We start from the raw sequence: 21,031 nt of genomic DNA on the forward strand, positions 1-21,031 counted from the left end.
CAACTCTTCAATTCTCTTCTGCGTTCCATCTCCTTCGGCCTGTGACCGCAGGCCCACACAAAATTGGTATCCTCGATAGCATGATTCGCAATGTAGCGGTCTTCTGTGCCTCCGCCAACGGTCTTCATCCTGCCTATCGAACTACCGCTGAGCAACTCGGACGCGCCCTCGCCGCCCGCAACATCGGCGTCATCTATGGAGGCGCCAACGTCGGGCTCATGCAGGCCGTTGCCGAAGCAGCTCTATCCGCGCAAGGTAAAGTCATCGGCGTCATCCCAGAAGTGCTCGTCGATCTCGAAGTAGCCCATCACGGTATCACCGAACTTCACATCACCAGCACCATGCACGCACGCAAAGCTCTCATCGGAGAAAGAGCCGACGCCTTCCTCGCACTGCCTGGCGGCTTCGGCACCTTCGAAGAACTCTTCGAAGTCCTCACGTGGCACACGCTCAAGCTCCACGCAAAGCCCATTCTTCTCCTCAACACCAACGGCTTCTACGACAAGCTTCTCTCGTTTCTAGACGACTGCGTAACCGAGGGCATGCTCAAGCCGAAGAATCGCGAGCTCCTGCTCGTGGCAGATACAGTAGAAGACGCATTGAAGAAGTTGAAGCTCGACGATTGACTGTCGCTTCGAAGGTACTGGCTCGCACGCAAAAGAAAATTAAGACATCAGCGTCACAGTCGGCTTCGCCTGCAAACTCGCAGCAATCCCATCCCAAAGCGCCAGCCGGGCTCGCAACGCCACCTCTGCCGCCTCGCCAGCCTCATCCCACCTCTTTGCATCTTCCCCGCACAGATCGGCGACCATCCGAAGCGACATAGGCCCATGCTCTTCGCCATCGACCTCTATATGCCGCTCCATGTACCACCGCATCAACTCCAGCTTTCCATGCAGCCGCTCATTCTGATCGCGAATGAACCCGCGAAACATATCCGGAATCAGATCCTCGCGGCCAAACGTAAACGCTGCTGCAATGGCATGTAATTTGCCTTCCTGAATCACCGCGAACGTAGCCCTCACAAAACGCTGCGCTGCAGCAGGTGCTCCGCTCATCGCCAAAGCGTGCTCCCACGTTCTGCCGTCTCTCAAACCCTGGAGCAACGCAGTCATCGCAGTTGTCGATGCCCCGCACTCCCGCATCGCCCGCAGATAAAGTTCGAAGTGGCTTACCGCCTCGGTACCGTACACATCGCTCTCTTCACCCAGGACAATCTCGTTGATCAGGCGCCTGCTCTCCGCAAATCTGCTCGGCACCCACGGCACCTCCACGCACGTCAGGCCACGCTGCAGGCTCTTCAGCAATGACATAAAATCCCACACCGCAAACACATGCGACTCCATAAACACGTGCAGATCCTCTATCGTCTCAAACGCCGCATACAGCGGATGACTCGCCAGCATGTCATACAGAGGACGCAGCCGCTCCGCCAGCATCTGCAACCGCTTCGTCTGCTTCGAAAGACTCATCGACCTCTCCTATAGCCCTTGCTTCGTCATGCAATCGTCACACCGGCACACTCGCCGCAGATACTCCCACGAGTAGATACCGCTCTCATGCCCATCGCTCCACTTGAACTTCAAAGCGTACTTGCCCACCGGCGTCACCTCCAGCGGCTTTACCGGCGCCTCATACATCGTCAGCAGAGTCTTCTCCTTCGGCTTCGCAACTCCTGGCAGCCGTCCCGTCTTCTCTCGATCTTCGTGGCACGTGGCGCATGGGCATGCGTTCCTCAACCAGGCAAAGTTCCACGCGCTCTGGTGCCCGTCCTTCCAATCAATCTCAACGCCGGTCCCCTCGGTCTTCTTCACCCGCACCTTCTTCGGGGTTGCCGCATCCGCTGCGAGTTCCTCGTGCTCCATATCCTCGCGCTTCGCCTGCTCCGCGCTGACAATTCTAATTCCCTCATGACTCATAGCATGTCCTCCTTCTGCCTTCCGTCAGGACGAACGGCGTACTCAAAATCCTCATGCCAAACGCTCGGCTCCTCATCCGTTTCTCCAGAAGAAGTAAGCCGCCATCAGGCATCCTGTGCTCACCACGATCATGCGCAGAACATTCGCATTCATCCGTCGGGCGTACTGCGCTCCCACATATCCGCCCACGCCCGCAAAGATCATCGAGATCAGGCAGTAGTGCCATATCACCGCCCCGCTGAACACAAACGTGATCACCGCGCACAGGTTCGACAGGCATGCAGCCAGCACCTTCAGCGAGTTCAGCGCATTCATCTCCTCCACTCCAAACAGCGCCAGTGCGCTCATGATCAAAAAACCCGCTCCCGCGCCAAAGTAGCCGATATAGAAGCACACGGGCAGCAGCGCGAGAAAAACTCCCCACACCGCAGGCGCCCTCTTGATATGCGGCTCCGCAGACCGCCTCCTCAGCCACTGCGACACCGGCCCGCTAATGCCGAACAACAGCGAAGCCACCAGCAGTAGCCACGGCACCATGTGCAAAAACGTAATCTGTCTCGTCTTCAACAGCACGACCGCCCCGCTCACCCCACCCAGAATCGAAGCCGCGCAGACCACCGGCAACAGATCGCGCCGCAAATCCCCACGCAATGCCGCTACCGAAGTCAACTGCCCCGGCCACAGAGCCACAGTGTTCGTCGCATTGGCCTGGATCGGTGCCACCCCCATCGAAAGCATCGCGGGAAACGAAAGGAACGATCCGCCACCTGCCATCGCATTCATCACGCCGGCGATCGAGGAAGCTATAACCAGCCAGACATAGTGCCAATGCGAACTAAGACTCGATATCATCCATCTTCCATTGTATCGAGTCTTTGCGTACACCCATCTCTGGCACGCTAATCGCCCACTCGCAGCGCCTCAGGCATCTCGGGAGTCGCCGCGATCAACCGCCGCGTGTACTCGTCTCTCGGTGCACTGCAAACCTGCTCACACTCTCCCAGCTCCACCAGTCGTCCGCGCTGCATCACCGCAACCCGGTCGCACAGATATCGCACCAGCGGCATGGAGTGGGAGATGAACAGGTAGGTCAGGACATACCTCTTCTGCAGCTCCCGCAGCAGGTTCACCACCTGCGCTCCCACGCTTACATCCAGCGCGCTCACCGGCTCATCCAGCACCAGAAACTCCGGTCGTAGCGCCAACGCGCGTGCAATATTGATCCTCTGCCGCTGGCCGCCGCTGAACTCATGCGGAAACCGCTCCAGCGCCGACTCCTCCAAACCCACGGTCTTCAACATCTCCTGCAACCGTGCGCCGACACCCTCGGACGGTCTCTCCCCATGAATCTCAAACGGCTCGCTCAAAATCTGCTTCACCTTCATCCGCGGGTTCAAAGCCGCATACGGATCCTGAAAGACGATCTGCATGCGCCGTCGCATCCCACGCATCTCTCTCTGGCTCATCGCCAGCAGATCCTGCCCGTCGTATCTCACCGTTCCTGCGGTAGGCTCCGCCAGTCGCAGCAGCAGGCGAGCCACCGTGCTTTTGCCCGAACCTGACTCCCCGACCAGCCCCAGCGTCTCGCCCCGCCGTATCGCAAACGAGACATCGTCTACCACCCGGCGCCCCGGCTCATACTCCTTCACCAGGCCTTGAGCCTCCAGCAGCACACTCTCATCCACGGACATAGCCGGATAGTAGCATCCGAAGCCGCCCCATGGCTGCGCGGCTGTCACGCCCGAACTTGCCGCGCAGAAGCAAAATCTAGTGATGCGACGCAGCGAAGGCGTTCGTATAAATAAACTGAGAGCCGATAATCAGAAGCCATACCCAGAGGGCAAATCGCAGCGGCCGCTTGGGAATCCAGCGCACGGCAACTGTGCCCAGAACAACCCCAGCCAAACCCCCAAGAACCAGGTGCTGAAGCAGGGCCGAGTCAGTCCCATGAAAAAACCCATGTGCGCCACTTCCGATCAGCGACAGAAGAAAGCCAAATACGATATCCGTCCCCACTACCTGAGCCGGCGAGAGCTCCGTCAGGCTCAACAAAGCCGCAGAGCCCAGTGCTCCCGCACCAGCTGAAGAGAATCCCACTTCAATCCCTAGTGGCAGCATCAGGAAGGGAAGCAGGCGGCTGCGATCTCTCGGCAGTCGTTCGGCTCGCGCTGGTCGAAAAGAAAAGAAGATCTGCCAGAGAGCTGTTAGCACCAGGACACCACCCAGAAGGCCGTTCAACAGAAGCTCCGGGCCGTGAACGTCGAGGTGACGAAGAACTAGCGATCCGATCAGAACTCCCGGTAATCCGCCGATCAGCATAAGTCCCAGCACTCTCCATGAGACCTGTCTCCGCGCAATCTGCGACGGCACCAGTACAAGCTTCACCGCAGCCGAGAACATAAGCCCCGTCGCCACCGCCATCGGCGCGGGCACTCCAAGAAACAGGATCAGTAGCGGCGTGGTAATCGTGCCTGCGCCCACGCCGGTCAAAGCGATGAAGACGGCGATGATAAATCCAATGGCATATTCCATAAGGCTTCTCTCTTAGCGAACGTGCAGCGGGCTCAGCTGTTTGGTGCAGCCTGGATGTGGATGCCGCACTCGACCTTATGCCCCGCCCAGCGTCCAGAGCGTGGGTCGTTGGGATCGGTCGGAATCGAAGTGCAAGGCTCACAGCCGATGCTGGTGTAACCGGCGTCGTAGAGGGGCAAAAGCGGAATCCCGTAGAACGCGCATGCCTGCCAGACGTCCCGTGTGCTCCAGTCGGCAAAGGGACTAAGCTTGCGCACCGTGGTGCCGCTCGGCAGCGTGAACTCCGCAATCTCCTCCAGCGCAGCACGGCTGCGAGCCTGTTCGCGGCGAAGGCCCGTAAGCCACAAACGAAACTCCCCGACAGCAGTAAAGAGTGGTTCGACCTTACGCAATCCACAACAGCGATCGGGCGCGGTCTGGTGCAGCAGTCCGTGCTCCAGCTCCTGCTCCGCCACCGTACGAGCAGGTAGAAGATTCCTCAGATTCAGCTTCCACTCCGTCGCGATGCGGTCGCGATACTCATACGTCTCGCGAAAGTGGTAGCCGGTATCAAGAAAGAGAACGGGAATCTCGGGCCGCAGCTCCAGCACAAGATGCAGGAGAAGAACATCCTCAGCTTGGAAGCTGCACGTCAGACAAGCATCCTTCGTGTCCTGTGCTCCCACCAGCTCCAGCACAAGAAGTTCGCGGACACGGAACAGCTTCGCCTCGAGCGCGGGAGAGAGTGTACCGGGCAGCTCGGCAGCTTCAGTCTCGCGAGGCATTTCAGAATTAGCTATCGAATCATTCATTGCTGTCACTGTCGAATCTCCCGTCAAAGATGGTCTGAACTTCGAGAAAGCGAATCACTTCCTCAACACTCCCCACAACCGCATGTCTCTCACCGAAACGTACCCTGGTGTCTTCGGATAGCGAGCGAGTCAAAACCAAAGCCCCTCCCGCGACAAGTACAGCAATAGCCTCATGCGAAGTAGTCTCGGCACGCACTACGAACGCCCCGCGAAGGAAAAGAGCGCGCTCCGTCCTGTTGACGAAATCGGCAGGCCCGGACAGGTGAATGTGGGCTCCGGAATGTCCCCAGCGTCTGCGTCGTTCAACATCTGTAACCTCTTCTGTTACGGCATCCGTCTCTTGCGCGCGAATAGACCGGATCATCCCCGCCGCGACAGTCCGGTTGCTGACCGGATCGATCAGCACAAAGCTTCCTGTAGTTCGGTTCGCAGAGTAGTTGTCCGCCGCAAGAGACAGAACAGATTCGATCTCTACCAGGCCAATGCCATTGAACGTCAACGTCTCCGCAGGCTGCTGCTCAAGACTCTCCACATCCAGCCGATACAAGATCGCGGTAATCTGCGCCTGCACCGTGCGACTCATATGCTTCAGAAGGTAGCGCCGGTTCAGATCGAGAGGGCTCTCTTCCATCCAAACCAGCGAGGCGGTAAAACCCGTCGTGATGGTGGCCGCAGAGTCAGGATCCGCGATCAGGTCGCCCCGGCTCACGTCCACTTCATCTGTAAGAGTAAGCGTTACAGACTGCGGAGCCTGGGCAGACGGTAGGTCGCCATCGAAGGTAACGATGCTGCGCACCCGGCTGGTCCGGCGCGACGGAAGCACCACAATGGGATCCCCCGGACGAATGCTTCCGGCAGCGATCTGTCCAGCAAATCCGCGAAAGTTCTGGTGAGGTCGAATCACGCGCTGCACCGCGAAGCGGAAGGGATCGCCAACCCCAGCCTCCGCCGCTGGCACAGACTCGAGCAGCTCGAGCAGCGAAGGCCCTCCATACCATGGCATCGCAGACGAAGCGCGAACCACGTTCTCGCCGGTCAACGCACTCACCGGCACAAAGTAAAGGTGTGGCGGACGGAGATCCCCCAGCTCATCTGCGAAAGCATTGAAATCCGCGCGAATGGAATCAAAGGTCTTCTGTGCATAATCGACAAGATCCATCTTGTTGATCGCAACCACGATGTGGCGAACGCCCAGCAGCGCGGTGATGCAGGCATGCCGGCGAGACTGCGTCAGCACGCCCTTGCGCGCGTCGACCAGAACAATGGCCAGTGAAGCCGTAGAGGCACCCGTAGCCATGTTGCGTGTGTACTGCTCGTGGCCCGGCGTATCCGCGATGATGAACTTGCGTTTGGCCGTCGAAAAGTAGCGATAGGCAACATCGATCGTTATGCCCTGTTCGCGTTCGGCGCGGAGCCCATCGGTCAGTAAGGCAAGGTCGACGCTCTCCGCGCCCGTCGTGCCCTTACCTCGAATGGAATGAACCTGATCCTCGTAAACACTCTGCGTATCGTAGAGCAGCCGGCCGATCAGGGTTGACTTCCCGTCATCGACTGACCCGGCAGTCGTAAAGCGAAGCAGATCTCGCGCGTGTTCCTCCGCGAGAAAGCCTGAGAGAGAAAACTCTCTCTCCTCGCCGGAGAATGTTTCTGCGTCAACATTCAGAACAGACTCACTGGTAGGCATCTAGAAATAGCCCTCCCGCTTCTTAAGCTCCATCGACCCATCTTGGTCATGGTCGATCACTCGATTCGCGCGCTCCGACGAACGGAAAGAGAGCAGCTCCTCAATAATCTTCGGCAGCGTATCCGCATCCGAGCGGATCGCACCCGTGCACGGGCTGCAGCCAAGCGAGCGAAGGCGGGAACGCACGATCTGCGGTTGTTCGCCCAGTCGCGCAACGAAGCTTTGCTCCGTGGGAAGAAGCGCGTCCCCGCGAACATACATCGGCCGCTCCTTGGCGAAGTAAAGATCGACGATAGGAATCTCTTCCTGCAGGATGTACTGCCAGACATCCATCTCGGTCCAGTTCGAAAGCGGAAAGACGCGAATCGACTCACCCGGATGAATGCGCGAGTTGTATAGATTCCAAAGCTCCGGCCGTTGATTCTTGGGATCCCATTGCCCGGCCTTGTCGCGAAAAGAATAGATCCGCTCCTTGGCGCGAGACTTCTCTTCATCGCGCCGCGCGCCGCCAAAAGCAGCATCGAAGCCGTAGTGATTCAATCCATCCAACAACGCCTGCGTCTTCAGCAGGCCGCAGCAGCGTTTCGTATCCAGTGCAACTGGATTCGTGCCCGAAGAGATCGCATCTTCGTTGCGCCACACAAGAAGCTCAGCTCCAACCTCGGCCGCCATGCGGTCGCGAAACTCGATCATCTCGCGGAACTTGAAACCCGTATCGATATGCAGAAGCGGAAACGGGATCGGACCTGGGAAAAAAGCCTTCTGAGCCAGCCGCAGCATCACGGAAGAGTCTTTGCCGATTGAGTAGAGCATCACAGGCCGCTCAAACTCCGACGCAACCTCGCGAAGAATATGAATGCTCTCCGCCTCAAGAAGCTGCAGATGCGTGAGCTGAAGATCCGTAACAGGTGGAGCTGCCAATGCCATAAGGGACTCCAAGGGGAGTTGAGAGATGCAGGTTAATCAGGCCGCAGAGCCTGAAAAATGATTTGAAGATTTTCGAAGAGAGAAAGCTAGCGCATGAGTCGACACGCCTGCTCGACGTTGGCAGTACAACAACAACGGAGCTGGCATGTGAGGCGCATTTCTGTATTCAGAGTAGCAAAGCATCGCATCACGGGCAAACCTGAAGGCCATCCTGGAGAGGCCTTCCCATACCCTCGATACTCGTAAGTCGATAAATAGAAGCCACTTTCAGCCGCATAATTCAAATAGCAAAGCACCGCGAGCGTTCGACTCATTCAGCTTTGCAATGACTAGGGCACGCGGCGTCATCGGCAAAACAAAAATTCTCTGTGCTACTATTCGGTCTATGGCTCTGACCTTCCACTACGCCGTTCTCGGCTGTTGTTGTTGTGAAGCAGGTCTGCGCCTCCTTTGTTCGTAGAAATAATAGCCGAACCCAAACACCCAATCTTCATCGCATCTCAGAGCACGACGTTGCTCTTTCGTTAGCTCAATGCACTCGAGAAACTCCAGCCATCTTCGGCATGCCCGCATCGTAGCTTCCTCCCAGGAAGCCATGCAGAACTGTTGTTGTCTCTAGCCTTCGCCCTTCCCCAGACAAAGTAAAAATCAACTCCCATTTATTCGTGTCTTTGCCAGGCACTTGGAGGTCTCCTCGATGTTTCACAGATCCGCACTTCTCGCCATCTCCTTCTTCGCCGCAACCGCAAGCGCTCAAGTCGTAGGGGGCACCATCAGCGGGCTCGTCACGGACTCTGCAGGAGCCATCATCCCTGACGTGCAGATCACGATTCGCAATCAGGAGACCGGTGGCGAGCGCCACCTCCTCTCCGATGCCTCAGGAGCGTACGCAGCCCCATCCATCCCCGTCGGCGCTTACACGATCTCCGTCTCACGCGACGGCTTCGCTCCGCAGTCGCGTTCTGGTATCTCTCTCACCGTAGGCCAGGCCATCCGCATCGATCTCACGTTGCATCCCGGCAGCGTCATCGAGCAGATCACCGTCACCGACGTGCCCTCCGCCGTCAATCTCTCGACACAACAAACCTCCGGCCTCGTCAACGAGCGCCAGGTCAAAGACCTCCCACTCAACGGCCGCTCCTACGATCAGCTCATCACCCTCAACCCGGCCGCAGTCAACTACACGGCACAGCGCAGCGGCTCGGTAGGAACCTCCAACTCCTCCGTCGGCAGTATGTTCGCAATCTCCGGCCGCCGCCCCCAGGACAATCTCTATCTCCTCAACGGCATCGAGTACACCGGCGCGTCGTTGATCAACGTCACTCCCGGAGGCACCAGCGGCCAGCTCCTCGGTGTCGAGGCCGTGCGCGAGTTCAACGTTGTCAGCGACACCTACTCGGCAAGCTATGGCAAGCGCCAGGGCGCGCAGATCTCAATTGTCACTGCATCAGGCACAAATAATCTGCATGGCTCCGCTTATGAGTTTCTTCGCAACTCCTTCTTCGACTCCCGCAACTACTTCGACCAGGCCAGAATTCCCAACTTCCAACGCAATAACTACGGTGCCTCTCTCGGCGGCCCCGTTCGCACCAACAAACTCTTCCTCTTCGGCAACTATGAAGGCTACCGGCAAAACCTCGGCATCACCGATGTCACGCTCGTCCCCGACACGGAGGCGCGGCAGGGTCTTCTGCCTGACCCAGCCAACCCAGGCGGCCCTCGCAAAAACTACGGTCTCGCCGCCGGAGTCCGTCCCCTGCTGAATCTATGGCCAACGCAAAATGGCCCCGAGCTCCTCGATGCCAAAGGCCGTCCAACCGGCATCGCCGAAGCCTTCTCTAGCCCCACCCAGCACATCCGCGAAGACTTCGGCACCCTGCGCTTCGATGCCAATCTCACCGCGCGCGACCTCCTCTTCGCCGTCTACACCGTCGACGACTCCGTCGCAAATACCCCCACGCAGAACCCTCTTTCGCTCATCAACGAGTCGCTTCGCGAACAGGTCGTCAGCGTTCAGGAGCAGCATGTCTTCTCCGCGCACCTGCTCAACACGGCGCGCATCGGTTACTCTCGCGCCAGCTTCTTCTTTCTCGGCGACATCCCCTCTTCCGTCCAGGCTGATACCCCAGGCTTCCTGGCCGGCCGGCCCACCGGAGCAATCGTCATCGCTGGTTCCACGGCATCGAACGGCTCTTCGCAGATAACCGGCGCAGGTGCGAACGTAGGATCCAACAACGCTACATCGCGTAATCTCTACACCCTCGACGACCACGTCTTCTACTCCCGTTCGCGTCACCAGGTCGAAGCCGGAGTATGGCTTCAGTCCCTCCAGTCGAACGACAACCTCGCCCAGAATCAGTACGGCCAGGCCTCCTTCGCGTCGCTCGCGACCTTCCTTCAGGGAACCGTAAAAACCTTCACCGTCGTCCCCAACCCCACGCCACTCAACTGGCGAAGCTTCATGGGCTCCGCCTACCTCGAAGACACCTGGCAGCTCACTCCCGCGTTTGAGATTCGCGGCGGCATTCGCTTCGAGTCCACCAACGGTTGGAATGAAGCTCACGGTCGCGCCTCGCAGTATGGCTTTACCGACGGAGTCATCAACACCACTCCCACTACAGGCACCTCCGCCCTCTCCGACAACCGCGCAAAGATCCTACCCGAACCTCGCCTCGGCATAGCGTGGAACGTCTTCGGTACTGGCAAGACATCCCTCCGCTCCAGCATCGGCCTTCATCACTCCCTGCTCGACAACCTCGACTATCGCCTCGACCAGGCCGCACCTTACAACACAACTCTCTCTTACTCCAACGTCCCCGTCGCCAGCCCGGTCAGCGGCGCACCTGGCCTCATCTCTCCCTCGAACATTCAGACCGACATCTCCACGCCCGCGGTCGTCTCCTACACCTTCAGCATCGAGCAGCAGCTCGATCAGGCCACCTCGCTCACCATCGGTTACGTCGGCTCTCACGGCTATCATCAGATCCTCTCCGAGGATCAAAACGAACCCGCCTCCATCGTCTGCTCCCCGGCCTCAGGCTGCCCTCTCGGCGCCTCCATAGGGACGATCTACTACCCCACAATCGTCAAAGCAAATCCCCTCGTGGCTAACACCACCTCATGGACCTCAGGCGGTTCCAGTAACTACAACGCACTCGAAGTCGATCTTCGCCGCAATCTCTCTCATGGGTTGCAACTTCGGGCCAACTACACCTTCGCCAAAAATCTCGACGACGGTTCAGCCTGGAACACGAGCGTCTCTGCCAACACGCCGGCCTTTGTCTCCTACCCGGCAAATCCCTCGCTCGACTACGGTCCCGCCGCAACCGATATCCGCCACCTCGCTGCCTTCAACGCGACCTACGAGCTGCCTGTCGGTCGCGGTCACCTTCTTCTACCCACGACGTCGTCGTGGATCGACCACGCAGTATCAGGGTGGAGCCTCAGCACCATCGCAACCCTTCAAACCGGATTTCCGTTCAGCCCTCAACTTGGCTACAACCCCACCGGCTCCGGAGACACCCGCAACCCCGTTCGTCCAAACGTCAACCCGGACTTTCACGGAAGTCTCTACACGCACGGCAGCACTGCAACCCGTGTCTCGCAGTTTTTTGCGCCTACTGCCTTCACTGCGCCTGCCTACGGCACCCTCGGCGATCTCGGCCGCGACACTCTCACCGGTCCCGGCTACGCGGACTGGGATCTCTCTCTCCTGAAATCCACGACGCTGACCGAGCGAACCCGCCTCCAATTCCGCGCTGAATTCTTCAACGTTCTCAATCACACCAATCTGCAGACGCCGAACGAAGTCGTCTACACCGGCGGCCCCACACAAGGTCCACCCGCCAGCCAAACCGCCGCCGCTGTGCAAAGCCCTACCGCAGGAGTCATCACGGCCGCCTCTACCAGCCGTCAGATCCAACTAGCGCTCAAGCTGATTTTTTAGGAGAGTCGCTCCGGCAACAGAACCCTCTTCGCGCATCTATCGATATACTTCTCCGGGAAAATAAATTCAGCTTTCTCGTCATGTAGATGGTCAAGCCTCTACAGAAATTATGTCGGCCCGGAGTCCGTCAAGATGCTCATGCGCAATCGTCCCGCCTTCGCACGCAATACCATCCTCGCTGGCACCTTTCTTCTCGCCAGCCTCTCCGGCTTCGCGCAGTTCGTCGGAAACAACCCCCAGGCGGTCGACAAGCGTGTGGACGATCTCCTGGCAAAGATGACGCTCGACGAAAAGATCGACCTCATCGGCGGCGACACCCCCTTCAGAACCCATCCTGTAGCGCGGCTCGGCATCCCCTACTTCCAGATGGCCGATGGCCCGGTCGGAGCACACATTCCCGCGCCGACCATCGCCTACGCCGCAGGCATCGGCCTCGCTGCCTCATGGGATAGAAACCTCGCCCTCAGCATCGGACAGCAGCTCGGTCGCGACTCGCGCTCACGCGGCGCGGCCTTCCTTCTCGGCCCCGGCGTCAACATCTATCGCGCACCCATGAACGGCCGTAACTTCGAGTACTTCGGCGAAGACCCATTCCTCGCCAGCGCAATCGCCGTCGGTTACATTCGCGGCGTCCAGCAGGAGGGCGTCTCAGCCACCGTGAAGCACTACCTTGGCAACAACTCCGAGTACCTCCGCCACGACTCAGACTCCATCATCGACGAGCGCACCCTGCGTGAGATCTACATGCCCGTCTTCGAGGCCGCCGTGAAGACCGCCAAAGTCGGCGCCATCATGGACTCCTACAACATCACTAACGGCGAGCACATGACGCAGAACCAGCGTCTCAACGTCACCGTCGCCAAAGATCAATGGCACTTCCCCGGCATCATCATGTCCGACTGGGTCGCGACCTACGACACCGCCGCAGCCGTCAAAGGCGGCCTCGATCTCGAGATGCCCTTCGGCGTCTACTACTCTAAAGAAAAGATCATGCCACTGCTGAAGGACGGCACCATCACCCAGGCCGAGCTTGATGAGAAGGTACGCCGCATCCTCCGCGTCGCGGTAGACTTCGGCTGGCTCGATCACCCCCAGCTGGATACAAGCATCCCGCGATATAATCTCGACGGTCGCGCCGCCTCCCTGCAGGCCGCAATCGAAGGCGCAGTCCTCCTCAAAAACGAAAACAACGTTCTCCCTCTCGACAGGAAGGCCCTCAAGACCATCGCCATCATCGGACCTACAGCGACCCAGACTGTGACCACAGGCGGCGGCAGCGGCGAGGTCGTCAGCTTCGCCAACACCAACCTTCTCGTCGGCGTCAGCAACTTCGTCGGCCCACAAACCAAGGTCCTCTACGCTCGCGGACTCCACAGCGTCAACCAGATGTCACGCCTCACGCACTTCACCACCGATTCACAAGGCACCACCTCGGGAGTCACGCACATCAGCTTCGCCAAGGCCAACCTCGAAGGCGACGTCACCAGCACCGCCACCGAGACCACGATGCAAACCCCCGCATCCACTCGCCGCGAGCCCGAAGAGCAGGAGCTCAACGCCCTCACCTCGCATCGCAACGCATCGCCCTACGTTCGCGCCACCAACAGCAGCCGCTGGACCGGCTACTACACCCCTGCCGAAGCAGGGAAGTACGCCATCTTCATTCAGACCGACGGCAAGTATCGCGTCCTGGTCGATGATGCCATCGTCTTCGACAGCTCCGTCGTTCCCAAGTACATCCTCAACCAGACCACGCTGGACCTCACACCCACCGCGCACAAAGTCGTCCTCGAGCAGCTCTCGCAACAGATCGGCTCTGTCTCCGGCATGCGCCTCGGCATCGCTCCGCTCAGTAGCATCGTCGAGCCGGACGCTCTCGAGATGGCCTCTCACGCCGACGCCGTCATCCTCGCTGTTGGCTTCAACGCAGCGTCCGAGTCTGAAGGAGGAGACCGTACCTTCGAACTCCCCGTCGGTCAGGAGCAGCTCATCCAGCAGATCTCTGCCCTCGGCAAAAAGACGATCGTCGTCATCACCTCCGGCGGCAGCGTCGACCTCTCCAAATGGAAAGACAAAGTCCAGGGCATCTTCGAAACCTGGTACGCCGGTGAAGAAGGCGGTACCGCCGCGGCACGTCTGCTCTTTGGAGAAGAAAACCCCTCCGGCCATCTCCCCATCAGCTGGGAGAAGAAGATCACCGACAATCCAAGCTTCAACAACTACTACCCCGACCCCGGCACCAACAAGATTGTCTATCGTGAAGGAATCTTCGTAGGCTATCGAGGTTACGAACACAACCACACCGAGCCGCAATATCCCTTCGGCTTCGGACTCTCCTACACTACCTTCTCCTTCAGCAAGCTCAAGAGCTCTCCATCAGCCGATGGGCACGCAACCGTAACCTGTGACGTTACAAATACAGGCCATCGTGCCGGTGCCACAGTGGCTCAACTCTACGTTGGTCAGAACTCGACAACCGTAGAGCGTCCCACAAAGGAACTGAAGGCCTTTGAGCGAGTAGTCCTGCAACCCGGCGAGACCAAACACCTCACCTTCAATCTCGACCCACGCAGCTTCAGCTACTACGACGTCAAGTCGTCAGCCTGGCAGGCAGATGCTGGCCAATACACACTCCTGCTGGGCGACTCCTCGCAAAACACCCCGCAGAAGACCACCATCCAACTCACCAAACCCATCACCACTCCGGTGAGTGAATAAACGATCTCGCATGGATTCCTACTTGCTGTTGTCTGTCGTTCTGTTTGTCATCCCGTAGGGATCTGCTGTTGCTGTTTCCTCTGCCATCGGGAAGAGCCGTTTCCTTATGCATCCCGAGGACCCACGATCCGGTGAGCCGCAGAAGACAGCGGCCCCGGATCATCTTCCAACTACGGCGTAGAAGAATCCGACCCATTCGAGGACAGCATATCGCTCGAAGGCTGCGTCTGCTGTAACAGGCGATATCCGTCACGCGTCCGAATGTGATACTTCTGCAGATTCTTCCCCACCAGCTTCACCGTAATCGTGCGCCAGCCCCGGTTCGGATTCGGCTGAGGGTAATAGCTCAGCGTATAAAGATGCGCTAGGTCATCCCGAATCGAACTGAAAGCCTGCTTCTCATCTCTCCAGCTCTTCGAAAAATAAGCCTTGCCGCCGGTCACCTTGCTCATCCGTTCGAACACCGCGGTAGATATCGGCTCTGCCTCGGCCTGCTGCGTACTGATCATATAAATAATCGTCCCAGTAGACTGCGCCAGCTCCGCCACGTCCTCCGGCGGCACCAGGCTCGCGTTATCCGGCCCGTTCGAGAAGACAACAATCGCCTTCTTCCCCGTCAGCCGCGCCGCATCTTTCACCGTCAGCAGAAGACTGTTGTAGAGCGCAGCATCATCCCCTGCAACCGTGTTGCGTACCCCTCGCAACACCTGTGCCCGGTCCGGCGTAAGCGCTGCGACGCGCGAAAGATCTCGACTGTAAGAGTAGAGCGCCACCTTGCTGACTCCCTCGAGAGAGCGAATGAAGTCAGCAATAGAATCCTGCGCAAACACAAACCCGCGGTACATATAGTTGCTGGTGTCGAACAGGATAAAAACATTTGCTCCCGATCCCCATAACTCTGGCGATTTCAGCGGATCGCCCGTCGATTTTTTCACAATCTCCGGCCCTTTGCTCGTCTCCTGAGGAGCAGCCTGCCCGCCCGGCGCAGCAGCGTCGAGCAACCTTCGAGGGGCCTCATTTCCTTCTTCAAACGTCGAAGCTCTTTCGGCAATCTTATCCTCGCTGATCGAGAAGTCTTCCGGCCGAAGTCCGCTCACATAGTTTCCCTTCCCATCGGTCACCGCCACATTCAGTTGCACCAGGACCACACTCACCTTGATGCGCGAGTTATCATCCTGCGCGGCTCCATAACCGCCGCCATAGAAGGGAATCGAAAGAGCACAAAGAAGAATAAGAGTTCGCTTAGTCATAAGGCCCCTTAGGGTGTAGTTGCTACGGCTTCCTGCCGATCCGGCAGGTTCGTAGTAGTAGGTGGTGGAGTCAGTCCCGCACTCTTGCCCTGTCGGAACTCCTGCCCCGTCTCTTGAAACGCGCGAAGGATCGCAGGCCAATCATCCGGCTCCGTCGCAAAGATCTTCGTAATCGCTCGCCGGCTCAGCTCCGGAACAAGGCTGTTCAACGCCGCAGGCGAGTAGCCCATCTCATCCGCAAGCCGGGCCCAGTACAAATTGCTCGACTCCCACGACTCCCCGAACAGCCTGCTCGAATACGATCCAAAGAAGGGGAACGGCTTCACGTTCAGCAGATCGCAGCCGTTCGTTCTCGCCATCGTAGGATGCGGTACGCCGAAGTCACGAGACAGGCGATCCCAGCTCACCTCCGCCGGATACTTCCCTCGCAACTCCTCCAGCTGTTGGCTCGCCGGGCCCCACGTCACCTTCTCGTCAGGGAAACGAACACGGTACTCCGCCGCCAGGTAAGAGGTCTCAGACGGCGTCATCAACGGAAGCAGTGCAGCCGTATCGTCCGCACGCGCCAAAGCGCGTTGCACTCGTTCCAGCCGCTGCGAAGTCAAACGATCAGACAGAATCGCGACAACTCTCTCCCGCGTCTGGCCGTCCCCTGCAGAGGCCGTCAGCAGCTCCTCTCCAGATCGCTGATACAGTGTCACCGCATGCAGCTCCGCCGGCGATACGCTCCACCAGCGCGGCAGCGTAGCGCCAACCAGAAGCTCCGGCACCAGGTCTTTCCATATCAGCGCCTGCACATTCTCCGGAGACAAAAAGTCCTGCTCCGTAATCGCCAGCGCATAAGACAGATCTACCAGCGACCCAACCAGGTAAGCTCCCCCTCCAGCCGGAGACCCAGCACCCAGCAGCATCGGAGAGCCCCATAGTCGATCCGGCGTCTGGATCGAAACTCCAAGAAAGTCATGCGAACGCACAAACAGCGGATTATGGTGAAGCATCTGCGCCCCGGGCGGCTCATAGTAGGCGTAGTTCAAACCCACCAGCGTATCCCGCAAAAACGGCGTCAGTTGGCCTCGAGCTGCATCAACCTGGCCACGCGATCCTGGCTCTTTCAAAATCTTCGTCAGATCCGTCCGCACCTGCAGCTCCGCGTGGTGAGCCGTATAGTTCGGCGGAGCCCAGCTGATCTTCTCGCTGTTCGTAAAGATCGGCCGAGGCAGATCGAACTCGTGAAGCTCAGCTGCCAGCGGTAGCAGGGCATCACTTTTGCCCTTCCCATCGCCCAGCTCCTTCATGCCGTTGCTCAACGCAAACAAGGTGTCGAGAGACACCAGCCGTTGATCGTCCAACACCGCATTGATCCTCGCAGCCAGCGCCGCATGTACCTTCATCCCGTCCGGCGTCGATTGTGTAGGCCCGGCAAGCAACTCGACCATCTGCTCCTGTGTGCTGTTCGCATTGGCCCCAACCGAGCGCAGCAACTCCTCCACGGACGTGTGCGCACCATCGAACAATTGAGTCGAAGAAGAGATCGTAGCGAACGGCCCAATCACCTTCTGCCACGACGCGCTTTGTTGACCCTCAGGAATCTGTCCCTGCCGCGCAAGAATCTGCCACAGCCCGACGCTCGCCTGAAACGATCCCAGCGCGTTCCCGCGAAGCGTAGGGTTGGAGATCTTGTCGATCGAATCCACCGTAGCCAGAAAGTGCTCGATGCACGCATCGTTTAAGCCGGGAAACTCTGCGAACACCAGGTACCAGTTGTTCATCCTGCTGAACCGGTCGGCCATCATACGAACAGTTGCAGCCGACAACCGACCCCCCGGCTGTCGTCCGCGGTCCAGCTCACTCATCGTGAGATAGATCTGCAGTGGTCCACTGTCTGTATCTACCGTAGCCAGTGCGGTCATCGTCTCCAGCAACTGCTCCGGACGATCCCAGCTCTTCGCCCGCTTCACCCAGCTTTTAACCACCTTGGAGTCGGCCTTCTGCAGCAGAATCTCCTTCCACACCGCCATATCTCCCGGCACATGTGGCTCTCCGTTCGCCTCCCACTGCACGCGCGTAAACAGCACTAGCAGGTCAGGCGCCCGTGGAAACACACCCTTCACCGCGTTCGTCCCCACCGCGCCTCGCCGAAACACATCGTAAAGCTGCTTCAGCCGCGAATCTTCCGTAAGACGTATCTGCTGAGCCTGATTTACCCGTGACAGCGCATCGAAATACGCCGCCAGCCAACCGTTATCCTTCGCCAGCAGGTTGCTGACGAACTCCCCCGGCGCATCCGGGCTCGCACCCGCCAGATCCTTCCACTCCGTCACTACCGCCGCTCCTCCCGGAACGATCACGTGTCCCGAGCGAATACAGATCTGGCTCCCATAAAAATCGAGAATGCTTGCAACAGGGAGCAGTCTCCTAAGCCCAGGGGACCTCTGCAACGCAACGCTCGTCTCGCTGTCGGTCTTGTTCAGAGCCCAATAGAGTCGCGCCACCGCCGGATCACTCAGCAGCGCGTCCACCACATCTCCCGCTCCCCGCCGTGGGTTCTGGCTTAACCCAATCCAATCCGTCTGGTGAAACAACACTGGAACCAGCGAGGCTGGATACGAATAGGAGAAGGGCGTTCCTGTTTGCAGAGCCTCCTCCAGTTCCACCAGCGGGAACCCCGAGTCGATCGTCAGAAAAGCTCTCTCCGGATTCGCCGTCTCTAGCGTAAAGTCCTTCTGGCCGCATCCCTCGCGCAACCGGTATCCAAGGATCTGCACCAGCGTCCCGGCGTCGTCACAACCACTCACCCGAATCGTATTGCTCTTTCCCGCGAGCACCTGAAGCTCCCGGGCTTGATTCAGATAGCGGTCGATCAATATTAGAAACTCTGTCGGACTGTTCTGCTGAAAACCGCGAAGGTACACATTCCGCGCCAGTAGCGGAAGCACCTCCTCCTTGGAGACCTTCTGGCTGATGCCGGCCATCCGCAGAAACGACCGCAGCGGCCCGGGGATCAGCACCATCTCGCTCGCCGGAGACGCAGCCCTGGCCGCGTCAGTCCCGTGGTCCGCCGCAGAAGACACTCCCGCAGCGTAGGCAGGCGATCCCGCACAAACAGAAAGACATACCGAAGCGGCTACTGAAGCAAGCGATAGACGAAGAGAGAACTTCATCGCGGGACACCTCATGGCAAACCCAAAGACCTGCAACTCCGTTCCCTGCGAAGCAGCTTGCTTCTCATCGAACTGATAGGTCGCGGCAGCGAAAGAGGATCGTAACTATGCCGCGAAACGAAATCGAGCTGCAAAGACGAGAAGGCGCAATCTGCTTGCTCGTACCTTAAATGGCTCGGCTTCCTGTCAGCTCTCCTCAAAGCTTTCAGCGAAGAGGAGTTATAGTACGGAGTGTTTGGAGGGTACTCTACTACTACCCCGCAGAGATTTGCCATAGCATTAGAAACAAATCTCAAAAAAAATGCGTACGCTCAACAGCTCTGGAAAGCCCGCATCCCTTGCGGTCGACTTATCCTCTGGACTCAAAGCCAGGAAAACGAAGTCTCTCCAAGAGACACTTCGCAGCAAAACTCCCGGCAAACACCACCAGATGACATCATTTGGCCGACGTCTTCCCTCTATGCCAGCCTACGCCCTGCCCGCAAACTCGCGGTTCTCCGTCGCTACCTTCACCTTCTCCCCCTCCTTGATAAAGGGAGGAACGCGAATCTCCAAACCGGTCTCCAGCCTGGCCATCTTCGTCCCGCCGCCGCTCGAAGAGTCGCCCCGCGACGCAGGCTCGGCATACGCAACATCCAGCTCCACAAACATCGGAAGCTGCAACCCGATCGGATTGCCGTTGTACTTATGCAGCTGCAACAACGTGCCCTCGATCAACAGATCCAAGGCATTCCCAACCATCTCCTCAGTCAACGTCAGGGTCTCGTAGCTCTCCTGGTCCAGAAAGTGAGAGCCCTCGCCGTCGCTGTACAGGTAAGACACCGGCACGATCACTAGGTCCGGCTCCTTGAACTTGTCATTCGCCTTGAAGGTCTTTTCAAACACCGCGCTCGTCAGCAGGTTCCGCATCTTCAACCGCACCAGCGTCTGGCCGCCGCGAGCCGTGGGGCTGGTCACATCTGCTTCCAGGCAGGAAAACGGGGTATCTTCAAACTCGAACAACATCTTGCGTTTGATCGCAATCGCATCAATAAGTGAAGCCATGAACTCCTCAAAGCCAGGTCGTCAACAGACCCAGACCAACATCAAGTATAAGGGCAGTCCCTACTCACGCTGTCTCACCGCTCCGTCGAAACTAGACGCAGTAAGCCGCAAAGTGTCGTGATCCGGTAGCCATGAGGTTCTCAATCGTCTCCAGCGTCTGAATCCCACCTCGCGCTCCTACAGCCATACAGTTCAGCGCAGCCGCGGCGCAGGCAAAGTCGAGCTGACGCTCCAGCGGCCAACCCTGCAACAGCCCATAGATAAACCCGGCATGGAACGTATCGCCCGCCCCGGTTGTGTCCACCACCGAAACGCAGTAAGCCGGAGTATGGTGAAACTGCTTGCCATCCCACGCCACCACACCCTCCTCGCCCAGCGTGGCAGCCACCAGTCGGCACCCATACTCCCTCTGCATCTGCTGCAGCGCCTTCTCCAGGTTGGGCTCCCCCATAAACCGGCAGGGAAAATCCCGGCTCGCAATCAGGTAGTCGATATTCTCAACCAGCTCCTCCACCCCCGGATAAAGCTCATCCAGGTCCGCAATCACCGGGATCCCCGCCTCCCGCGCCCACTTGGCGGCAACCGTTGCTGCGGCCGTATCGTGCCCATCTACATGGAGCGCCCGCGCATTCACTATCCACTCGCGATCGAGATCCGCTGGCTGCAGAATAAGCCGCTCGTCCCGTCGGCAAAGCACCGTTCGCTCCCCGCCCGCATCCACCATAATCAACGACTGCGGACTCGCCGCCCCGGAGACCGTAACTAACTGCGTCTCGACTCCCACCCGCGCAAACGCCTCGCGATGCAGCGCTGCCGCAGCGTCGTCGCCAAGCTTCCCCACATATCGTGTTCGTACGCCCCAGTGCTGGCACGCCACCACGGTGGACGCGACCTGTCCCCCCGGCAGTACAGTCGCAGTACGGTACTCCACCTTCGACCCGCGCGAAGGGTATTCTGCGAGAGGGATGACCGTATCCGTCGCGTTAAGCCCCACGCCGACAAGATCGACCTTCGCCAACTTCGCCAGTTTCATCATCTCTTAACTCTAAATGGAATCCC

At 58.7% G+C, this 21,031-nt stretch carries 15 protein-coding genes; 3 read left to right on the plus strand and 12 right to left on the minus strand.

The window, feature by feature from the left end; all coding sequences use genetic code 11:
• Positions 1 to 80 precede the first annotated feature (80 nt).
• Entirely contained in the window at positions 81 to 626 is a 546-nt protein-coding gene (locus GSQ94_RS02470) for a TIGR00730 family Rossman fold protein (protein ID WP_158941731.1), read from the plus strand.
• Positions 627 to 665: 39 nt separating this feature from the next.
• Here GSQ94_RS02470 and GSQ94_RS02475 read toward each other — a convergent pair whose 3' ends face one another.
• From GSQ94_RS02475 to cysD, 8 genes are all read right to left on the minus strand, one after another.
• The gene (locus GSQ94_RS02475; RefSeq protein WP_158941732.1) at positions 666 to 1,472 is read right to left on the minus strand and encodes a DUF3050 domain-containing protein; all 807 of its coding nucleotides are present in this window, start codon (positions 1,470 to 1,472) and stop codon (positions 666 to 668) included.
• A gap of 9 nt (positions 1,473 to 1,481) precedes the next feature.
• Entirely contained in the window at positions 1,482 to 1,919 is a 438-nt protein-coding gene (locus tag GSQ94_RS02480) for a gamma-butyrobetaine hydroxylase-like domain-containing protein (protein ID WP_158941733.1), read from the minus strand.
• 72 nt (positions 1,920 to 1,991) lie between these two features.
• A complete protein-coding gene (locus GSQ94_RS02485; protein ID WP_158941734.1) occupies positions 1,992 to 2,771 on the minus strand; it encodes a sulfite exporter TauE/SafE family protein in 780 nt (259 codons plus the stop codon).
• Between the two features lie 47 nt (positions 2,772 to 2,818).
• Complete coding sequence (locus GSQ94_RS02490) at positions 2,819 to 3,610, minus strand: ATP-binding cassette domain-containing protein (protein ID WP_158941842.1); 792 nt, start codon at positions 3,608 to 3,610, stop codon at positions 2,819 to 2,821.
• Positions 3,611 to 3,686: 76 nt separating this feature from the next.
• Positions 3,687 to 4,451, minus strand: coding sequence for a sulfite exporter TauE/SafE family protein (locus tag GSQ94_RS02495; protein ID WP_158941735.1), 765 nt, complete (start codon positions 4,449 to 4,451; stop codon positions 3,687 to 3,689).
• A gap of 32 nt (positions 4,452 to 4,483) precedes the next feature.
• The gene (locus GSQ94_RS02500) at positions 4,484 to 5,242 is read right to left on the minus strand and encodes a phosphoadenylyl-sulfate reductase (protein ID WP_371417430.1); all 759 of its coding nucleotides are present in this window, start codon (positions 5,240 to 5,242) and stop codon (positions 4,484 to 4,486) included.
• Positions 5,235 to 6,926 (minus strand): sulfate adenylyltransferase subunit CysN, encoded by a 1,692-nt coding sequence (cysN, locus tag GSQ94_RS02505; RefSeq protein ID WP_158941736.1) that lies wholly within the window; start codon positions 6,924 to 6,926, stop codon positions 5,235 to 5,237. The genes GSQ94_RS02500 and cysN overlap by 8 nt, the downstream gene beginning before the upstream one ends.
• Entirely contained in the window at positions 6,927 to 7,853 is a 927-nt protein-coding gene (gene cysD, locus GSQ94_RS02510) for a sulfate adenylyltransferase subunit CysD (protein WP_158941737.1), read from the minus strand.
• Between the two features lie 697 nt (positions 7,854 to 8,550).
• Between cysD and GSQ94_RS02515 the strand changes: the two genes are divergently transcribed.
• Positions 8,551 to 11,799, plus strand: coding sequence for a carboxypeptidase-like regulatory domain-containing protein (locus GSQ94_RS02515; protein WP_158941738.1), 3,249 nt, complete (start codon positions 8,551 to 8,553; stop codon positions 11,797 to 11,799).
• Between the two features lie 138 nt (positions 11,800 to 11,937).
• On the plus strand, positions 11,938 to 14,517 hold the full coding sequence (locus GSQ94_RS02520; protein ID WP_158941739.1) for a glycoside hydrolase family 3 C-terminal domain-containing protein: 2,580 nt from the start codon (positions 11,938 to 11,940) through the stop codon (positions 14,515 to 14,517).
• Between the two features lie 170 nt (positions 14,518 to 14,687).
• Here the strand turns inward: GSQ94_RS02520 and GSQ94_RS02525 are convergent, their stop codons facing one another.
• The 4 genes from GSQ94_RS02525 to GSQ94_RS02540 form a co-directional block, all read right to left on the minus strand.
• Positions 14,688 to 15,767 (minus strand): VWA domain-containing protein, encoded by a 1,080-nt coding sequence (locus GSQ94_RS02525; protein ID WP_158941740.1) that lies wholly within the window; start codon positions 15,765 to 15,767, stop codon positions 14,688 to 14,690.
• Between the two features lie 8 nt (positions 15,768 to 15,775).
• Positions 15,776 to 18,928, minus strand: a complete 3,153-nt coding sequence (locus tag GSQ94_RS02530) for a hypothetical protein (protein WP_216842998.1) — start codon at positions 18,926 to 18,928, stop codon at positions 15,776 to 15,778.
• Positions 18,929 to 19,396: 468 nt separating this feature from the next.
• Positions 19,397 to 19,972: an elongation factor P gene (locus tag GSQ94_RS02535; protein ID WP_158941741.1), complete on the minus strand. Its 576-nt coding sequence runs from the start codon at positions 19,970 to 19,972 to the stop codon at positions 19,397 to 19,399.
• Between the two features lie 91 nt (positions 19,973 to 20,063).
• Entirely contained in the window at positions 20,064 to 21,008 is a 945-nt protein-coding gene (locus tag GSQ94_RS02540; RefSeq protein WP_254063570.1) for a carbohydrate kinase family protein, read from the minus strand.
• Positions 21,009 to 21,031: the final 23 nt, after the last annotated feature.

Origin of the sequence: Granulicella sp. S190 (assembly GCF_009766095.1) — a bacterium.
GTDB lineage: Bacteria > Acidobacteriota > Terriglobia > Terriglobales > Acidobacteriaceae > Edaphobacter.

Coding starts and splice junctions, on each gene's coding strand:
- GSQ94_RS02485 (WP_158941734.1), bottom strand. CDS start 2,771: ATGATATCGAGTCTTAGTTCGCATTGGCACTATGTCTGGCTGGTTATA.
- GSQ94_RS02480 (WP_158941733.1), bottom strand. CDS start 1,919: ATGAGTCATGAGGGAATTAGAATTGTCAGCGCGGAGCAGGCGAAGCGC.
- cysN (WP_158941736.1), bottom strand. CDS start 6,926: ATGCCTACCAGTGAGTCTGTTCTGAATGTTGACGCAGAAACATTCTCC.
- GSQ94_RS02530 (WP_216842998.1), bottom strand. CDS start 18,928: ATGAAGTTCTCTCTTCGTCTATCGCTTGCTTCAGTAGCCGCTTCGGTA.
- GSQ94_RS02515 (WP_158941738.1), top strand. CDS start 8,551: ATGTTTCACAGATCCGCACTTCTCGCCATCTCCTTCTTCGCCGCAACC.
- GSQ94_RS02540 (WP_254063570.1), bottom strand. CDS start 21,008: ATGATGAAACTGGCGAAGTTGGCGAAGGTCGATCTTGTCGGCGTGGGG.
- GSQ94_RS02495 (WP_158941735.1), bottom strand. CDS start 4,451: ATGGAATATGCCATTGGATTTATCATCGCCGTCTTCATCGCTTTGACC.
- GSQ94_RS02525 (WP_158941740.1), bottom strand. CDS start 15,767: ATGACTAAGCGAACTCTTATTCTTCTTTGTGCTCTTTCGATTCCCTTC.
- GSQ94_RS02470 (WP_158941731.1), top strand. CDS start 81: ATGATTCGCAATGTAGCGGTCTTCTGTGCCTCCGCCAACGGTCTTCAT.
- GSQ94_RS02520 (WP_158941739.1), top strand. CDS start 11,938: ATGCGCAATCGTCCCGCCTTCGCACGCAATACCATCCTCGCTGGCACC.
- GSQ94_RS02475 (WP_158941732.1), bottom strand. CDS start 1,472: ATGAGTCTTTCGAAGCAGACGAAGCGGTTGCAGATGCTGGCGGAGCGG.
- GSQ94_RS02535 (WP_158941741.1), bottom strand. CDS start 19,972: ATGGCTTCACTTATTGATGCGATTGCGATCAAACGCAAGATGTTGTTC.
- GSQ94_RS02490 (WP_158941842.1), bottom strand. CDS start 3,610: ATGTCCGTGGATGAGAGTGTGCTGCTGGAGGCTCAAGGCCTGGTGAAG.
- cysD (WP_158941737.1), bottom strand. CDS start 7,853: ATGGCATTGGCAGCTCCACCTGTTACGGATCTTCAGCTCACGCATCTG.
- GSQ94_RS02500 (WP_371417430.1), bottom strand. CDS start 5,242: ATGAATGATTCGATAGCTAATTCTGAAATGCCTCGCGAGACTGAAGCT.